The 7,074-nt window shown below is 32.5% G+C and carries 5 protein-coding genes and 1 pseudogene; 4 read left to right on the top strand and 2 right to left on the bottom strand.

The window, feature by feature from the left end:
* Positions 1–15 precede the first annotated feature (15 nt).
* Positions 16–411, bottom strand: coding sequence for a ribonuclease Z (locus AABL87_RS17525; RefSeq protein WP_232234305.1), 396 nt, complete (start codon positions 409–411; stop codon positions 16–18).
* 985 nt (positions 412–1,396) lie between these two features.
* Positions 1,397–2,317: an alpha/beta hydrolase gene (locus tag AABL87_RS17530; RefSeq protein WP_006265679.1), complete on the bottom strand. Its 921-nt coding sequence runs from the start codon at positions 2,315–2,317 to the stop codon at positions 1,397–1,399.
* Between the two features lie 688 nt (positions 2,318–3,005).
* Here AABL87_RS17530 and AABL87_RS17535 point away from each other — a divergent pair.
* The 4 genes and pseudogenes from AABL87_RS17535 to AABL87_RS17550 all read left to right on the top strand — a co-directional run.
* Positions 3,006–3,821 (top strand): hypothetical protein, encoded by an 816-nt coding sequence (locus AABL87_RS17535; RefSeq protein WP_341277682.1) that lies wholly within the window; start codon positions 3,006–3,008, stop codon positions 3,819–3,821.
* Between the two features lie 25 nt (positions 3,822–3,846).
* Complete coding sequence (locus tag AABL87_RS17540; RefSeq protein ID WP_341277683.1) at positions 3,847–4,659, top strand: hypothetical protein; 813 nt, start codon at positions 3,847–3,849, stop codon at positions 4,657–4,659.
* Positions 4,660–4,691: 32 nt separating this feature from the next.
* Positions 4,692–5,534 carry a hypothetical protein gene (locus AABL87_RS17545; protein WP_341277684.1) on the top strand — a complete coding sequence of 281 codons (843 nt, stop codon included), beginning with the start codon at positions 4,692–4,694 and terminating at the stop codon, positions 5,532–5,534.
* Between the two features lie 447 nt (positions 5,535–5,981).
* A pseudogene (locus AABL87_RS17550) lies at positions 5,982–7,074 on the top strand (hypothetical protein); the annotation flags it as partial.

Below are 7,074 nucleotides of genomic sequence, written 5' to 3' on the forward strand. Positions count from 1 at the left end.
AAATAAAAACAGTTCTTAAAACCCTAAGTCCCTTTGGATTTCATCCATTTCTATCAAATCATGTGCTTCCTGTAAAGTCGGAGCGATAATTAAATCTCCATCAAATTCATTAAAGTCAATTGATTCTATAACGATAATAAAAGACTTATTAGCTTCCTCCATATGTTGTATCGCTAGAGATTCAAAACACTCTAAATCCTCTTCGGATACAGTATATTTAGCCTTCGTTAAATCTATTATTAAATTAGAATGTACAAGACTATGCTCATACTGCTCTTCTAATTTTTTAAGAAACGTTACTATATCTCCCTCGTCACTCGTTATAATAAGGGTATGCCCTTTTTCTTTTACTTTCATTATATACGCCTTAATTTGATTAAGCGAATATAAAACGAATATAAATACTATCATATAGTAGAGTAAAAATATTATGGAAATACGCATCCGCAATCTATGTCACACTGATGATAGGAAGGGTCTCACACATAACTCTACAAACATATAGAATGGGATTCTTCGCAAGCTCAGAATGACATAACAACTGGATTTGTATTACCTAAAAACCACCCCGCCCTACGGGCACCCCTCCATAGGAGGGGAATAGTAGTACTGCAGACACAAACCGCAGACACGTCGTTTACTACATATCGCATTCCCCTCCCGTGGAGGGGTGCCTGAAAGGCGGGGTGGTTAATCCATAGGATGTGTACCATCATAATGTGATATGCGTTATCGAATATGTACTTTATGTGCCGACATTGGGTGTCGAATGAACGTGATGTGTATTAAAGTACAGACACATTATTATGCGTGTCACCCCCCCCTTATATTATTACCAAAAATCATTCTAAATCTTTTAAAAATAGTATTTTTTACTCTTCTCAAAACGAACCATAAAAACCTATAAAAAAATGGTTCGGTAATTACCGAACAACGCTACAAACCCAATGATAAAAAGGGATACACAAGTTTTATGCGAGCTTTGTTCGGGGATCCTTCGGAAGCGGTTCGGAAAAACAGGGCTTTTTCCGAACAAGCCCCGAACAAATACAAAAAAAAACTGCACAATAGCCCCAAAACACTGAGATACAAGGCAGTATTAATCCAATCAGAAATTAAATGCTAAACGCAAAATGAGATTATTTTAACCTTTAAAAAATGGTACTTTTTAAAGATTCTAAGGAAGGTGAATTTGCTTCTTTTTTAGGTTCAAAAAGCATTCAGATAGGATTCTGATTTGAAGCAAAATACAATACAAAGGTACAAAAATAATTAAGAATTATAAAGTAAGCGTCACTGGCATAACGGCATAAGGTGATATAGACTGTTGTAAACTACAATATGATTACTAGACAATATTTATGAACTAAGACAGTACAGCTGTGATCTCTTCCCTCTACTTATCGCTTGCTAATAACCATTGGATCAATTCTTGAGTATTCACGATCGTCCAAGAATGTGGATGACGCAACTGAGTATTCATGCGGTATCCTTTATTGGATGTAGTGATAAGCGTTGCCTGCTCATTTCCTAAACGTCTTAATTCATTGATAAAAGCAGAGCTTTCTGTCGCATTCATACTGGTCAGATCCTCACCTCTCTCATGTATCCACCAGTTTACATCTGGCTCTGTATAAATTCTCAAAGGAAGTTGTCCGAACTTCTTCACTGCAGTCTGATTCTTATCCGTGAATGAATAGGGAGATGTACTATAAAAAGCTTCTAGTGCAGTAGCAGGAGTACCTCCCATCACTTCTTCTATTTTATCTATCATATATACACTCTCTTCACTAGCATTGTCTACACCAGATAATCTTATCTCGCGTTGACTAGAGTTATAAAAGCGTTCGAAGTCTAAAGGAGGATCAATAGCGAATACAGCATGTGGCTTCGTTATAGTCTCTTGTGCGTACTTAATAGCCGTACTTCCTCCTATCGAAAACCCTCCTATGAAAAAACGCTGATCCATGAGCTTGTGCTTACTTCTGACATCTTCTATGATTTGACCTAATGTACTCTGACTCGTATTATCTACTCCAAACGAAAGTACTCCATCTTGCAGACATGGGATAATCACTAGCATACCACTCTTAGCAGCTAATAGTGGTAGATCTGTTTCTAACATCACCTTCTCAGCACTCTCTCCAAAACCAGGTATTAAGACTAAATACCCCTTCCATGGCAAATGAGAAGGATAGATTTTTGTATAATAGTTTTTGGTCTTATCCTCTTTATCTAAAAAGACTTGCTCTATCTTCTGAGCTTGCATAAAAGTAGACAGAAGTAATAGCGTGATCGTTAGGATGTTGTTTTTCATTAGTAATCATTCTAGAATTTAAAAAGTTAAAACTAAATATAAAATAGATACGTTAACTATAACCTACTTGAAATAATTCTCCCTATTTAGTGATATAAATATCTCACAGATAATATATTCTTTTTTTATATAATCAACTATCATTTTGACTCAGTACCAATACGTAATTGACTGCACTATTTAATTTTTGTGTATAGGTAAATATCCTATTCTAGATATAAAAAAATTTGCCCTACGGGCAATAAAAAATATCTTCCACCCCGCTTCAAACACTTTACTTTTTTTGCCCTTTTGATGTAAAAAAACGCCGTACTCGCGTTTTTTATACTTTTATACTCTGCAAACTACACCATGCTATCCGCTGACAAACATATCCTACAACACCAAATAAACACTGAGATACAAGCCTAAAACAGGGTGAAAAAAGAGCCAAAACAACTAGTTGTAAAAATCATAACTATCATAAAAAAAACACCCTGTATACAAAACAACAAAATAACCTCTCTAAAAAACAAAACAAAAAGATTAACACAAAAACTCACTTTAAACTGAATTAAATACAAAATAATCCCGAAAACACAAAAAAATGTTAAATCGCCTGAGTTTTTTAAAACACTGTATTAATTATAATATTTAATGAATTTTACTATACTTTTTAAGTTAATTTTGATGTTAAATTAATTCAATTATGAAAAAGAAGCTTGTAATAGCATTGTCATTATTAGCAAACATAGGATTATATGCACAAACAGGAATTAACACGCCTCGCCCTCTTACTGTATTTCATGTAGATGGTAAGGGAGATAATAATCTAACTGGTCCTCTAACACCTGCCCAGATAGCAAATGATGTAGTAGTTACGGCAGAAGGCAATCTAGGAATAGGAACAATAAATCCTACTAATAAATTGGTAATAGATAATGGAACAGGAGCTAATACAGGATTAAAACTACCTAATGGAGCGGGAGCTGGCGCTGTACTTACAGCTAATGCAGATGGAAGTACTTATTGGGATAAATCAAGTACACAAAGTATAAATTTTACTTCTGTAATTTTTAGCACAGGACGTAGTAAAGATTTTTATGGAAGTAAAACTTCATGGGGGCTGTTAAATATATTTACCACAATCAGTATTGATAATATTAAGAATGTTTATGGTGAAATCTATGGATGGAATGTTCAAAACCAACGATTTGTGGTGCCAAAAACAGGAAAATACAGAATAACACTAACGGTTTTTTTTAATGATGTTCAAACTTCTTATACCGACAATTGGAGAGTTATTATAGCCAAAAATGGAGAACAAAAGCCGATAATAGGCATGCCTTTTATGAGTGTATTTAGTCAACGTGTCCAACAACTAACAACGATTAATGGTATTATAGACTTGAATAAAGACGATTACTTTGAGATAAAAGTTGCAAATATAACCGATAGCAGTAGACCTGTTAAAATTTATGGAGGAGAATCTCATACAATATTAAGTATAGAACCTATAAGCTAATTTAATATAAAGCAAAAATATAAAGATGAAGACAATTTACCTAAGTTTATTATTCCTTTTATTAAAAACAGTATCATGTTATGGTCAAATAGGTATCAATACAACACTTCCTCAGGCTATATTTCATGTAGATGGAAAAAATGACAATGCTAATACTAATGTTAAACATTCTCAAAAAGAGTCTAATGATATAGTAGTAACTAATAATGGAAATATCGGGATAGGAATCCTAAATCCAACAAATAAATTAGAAATAAAAACAAATGATAGTAATACAGGTTTAAGTTTGTTAAATGCCTCTTCACAATCAAAAGTTTTAATATCAGATAAAGATGGTAATGCTACATGGAGTTTCCCTGAAAGAAAAGCAAGGACTTCAATATATTCAATAACAGGGGTATCTTCTCTAATAGGGAATATTGACAATATGGCTAAATATGACAAATTTCTTGATGTTAAGATTGAAGATGTAAAAGGGATTTTTGGAGATCAATATGGATGGGATATTGTTAAACAACAATACATTGTACCCATTAAAGGAATCTATAGAATTTCTATGTCAATTTATTTAGAATCTGGCTTACTGTCTGACTATTATAAAATAGGAATATCTAAGGGAAATAATGCCAAACAACTAATGCCAAATATGCCATACATTTCTATCGTGTCTGAAGAAAAAGATAAATTAGCCTATGTCACTGGACTTGCCATTTTAAACAAAGATGATATACTAGAAATTAAAGTTGCAAATCAAAAGAATCCTAATTCTCCTGTGAAAATTATTGGTGGACCAGAATATTCTACTTTGTTAATAGAATTAGTAAAACAAATTAGATAAAATTTATATTATAATTTCAGAACTCACATATAATGAAAAAACGTATATTATTAAATACAATTATACTATTTACTTTAACTATATATGGTCAAGTAGGTATCAACACTCCCAATCCTCTCGGAATATTTCACATAGATGGTAAAAAAGATAATCCTTTAATTGGAACTCCTAATACTATAACCCAACAAAATGACGTCATAATTACTGAAAACGGTGATTTAGCAATAGGAATTATTATACCAACTAACAAGTTAACAATTAATAATGAAGGAAAAACAGATACAGGGATACAACTATCAACTGGTGCAAGCCATGGAAATATCTTAATATCAGATCAAGAAGGAAATGCTACTTGGGCTGCAGCTTCGAATCCTATTACAATTTTAAATACATTACCTGGTCAAATTTCGGTATATGGGACTCGTCATAGTTGGGAGTTCTACAACCAGTTTACTGAGTATTATGACGAAATAAAACAAATCTTTGGAAATGAATTCGGATGGGATAACATCAATAAATTATATAAAATTCCCAAAAATGGTATATATCGTATTACTTTAAATATAGTTTGTGGAACTAGTGAAGCAAAACAAAACTGGAGAATAGCAGTTGTTAAAAACAATTATACTCCTTCTACAGGTGAACAGCATTTTTCTATGAATACAATGCCATTTGTTTCACCAATACCAGATAAAAAAGAATCACAAAACTCTACAATTACAGGTATAGTTATGTTAAATAAAAATGACTTTTTACAAATCAAAACTGCTAATTATGGAAGTGGAGATGGAACTTGGCATGGAGCACCAGTTACTACACCAACAATTATTGTTGGTGGGCCTCAAGAAACAATCTGGACTATAGAAATGCTTTAAAATACTATCACGACAACAATTATTTTTTTAAATAAAAGCCTCTTCATTATTAATTTAATGAGGGGCTTTTTTTATTACACTGGTTGATTAAAAGATAAATCACTTCTTTATGTTATCCAAAAAGGATACTTTTTAGACTATTTTTTGCCTCTTTTCTACATCATAGCAAACAGTAATACTGTAAAAATTATAATTAAAGAATTAAAAAACCTCATTTACTAATTGTCTTTAACATTTATTAAAATAGAAGTAGAAATACGATATAGACTTTTGTTTTAGTAGATAAACTACTACATAAATTATCTATTTTTTAAATAAAATTATAAACCAATAAATTATCACACTGTTTTTAACTTAAAATAACAAGTATAATTATTATAAGCACTCTTAAAGTAAAACATTATACATATTATTTTATGTTAATTTTACTCGCAAATTATTGTTGTTATGAAAAAGAAAATTACTTTAGCATTATTCCTATTGGGAACAGTTGGGCTATATGCACAAACAGGAATTGGTACAACACTACCTAATTCTACTTCTATATTAGATGTTGACTCGACTAATAAAGGGATATTAATACCTCGTGTTAATCTATTAAATGATACGGATAAAACTACTATTAAAGGTGGGGACTATCCTGAAAGTTTAATTGTATACCACAATGGAACTAAAGATCTAATAGCAGGGTTTTACTATTGGGAGAAGAAAAAATGGAATGTGCTAATCTCTAATACAAACCTATACGAATACATCAAAAAAGAAGCGAAGCAAGATACCGTTATGATCAAACATGAAAATGGAGATTATATCTTCACATGGAAAGATGATAAAGGAGTAGAACAAACGATGAAAATCAGTGATGTAATAAAGAAATTTGAAACCTTAACGGAGTTTAAAGGAGCTATAGAAGGAAATGAAGCTGTACTAACCTATAAACCGGAACGCGGAGTAGAAACTAAGGTACTTCTTACCGATTTATTAAAAAAGAGCACTGACTTTGAAACCTATATCAAGAGTTTGATTACCACTAATATGGTAGTACCTACTACAGTAGTAGCGAATGGTAGTGGTACAGAAGTAGCTAAAACTATAGATACTAATAGCAATACCACAACCTATAAAGTGTCTGTTGTACCTACTGAAATAGATCTTACAGGTGATGTAGGAGGAAAAGCAGGTGACAATACAATAAACAAAATAAAAAAAGTGACAGTTAGCCCTACCCCACCTACTACTACAGGACAGGCATTAGTATATAACGACGCAACGAAAGTGTGGGAACCTGGTAAACCTGCTGTAAATACAAATGACATAACTGGTAAAGCGAACTTAACTACAGATGGAGTAATCGTGGTAGGAGATGCTACTACTGGTACGAATTCTGCTCCTAACGCTGTATTAGCGGCTACGACATTAAGCATTAAAAATGCCTCTATTACAGGTGGTAAAATTGCACCTACAACTATCGCTACAGGCAACTTGGTTGATAAAGCAGTTACGGTTGGAAAAATAGCAGATGGTGGGGCAGACAGAGTAT

Source organism: Myroides sp. C4067 (assembly GCF_038039665.1).
Classification (GTDB): domain Bacteria; phylum Bacteroidota; class Bacteroidia; order Flavobacteriales; family Flavobacteriaceae; genus Flavobacterium; species Flavobacterium odoratimimum.

Coding starts and splice junctions, on each gene's coding strand:
- AABL87_RS17530 (WP_006265679.1), bottom strand. CDS start 2,317: ATGAAAAACAACATCCTAACGATCACGCTATTACTTCTGTCTACTTTT.
- AABL87_RS17545 (WP_341277684.1), top strand. CDS start 4,692: ATGAAAAAACGTATATTATTAAATACAATTATACTATTTACTTTAACT.
- AABL87_RS17525 (WP_232234305.1), bottom strand. CDS start 411: ATGATAGTATTTATATTCGTTTTATATTCGCTTAATCAAATTAAGGCG.
- AABL87_RS17535 (WP_341277682.1), top strand. CDS start 3,006: ATGAAAAAGAAGCTTGTAATAGCATTGTCATTATTAGCAAACATAGGA.
- AABL87_RS17540 (WP_341277683.1), top strand. CDS start 3,847: ATGAAGACAATTTACCTAAGTTTATTATTCCTTTTATTAAAAACAGTA.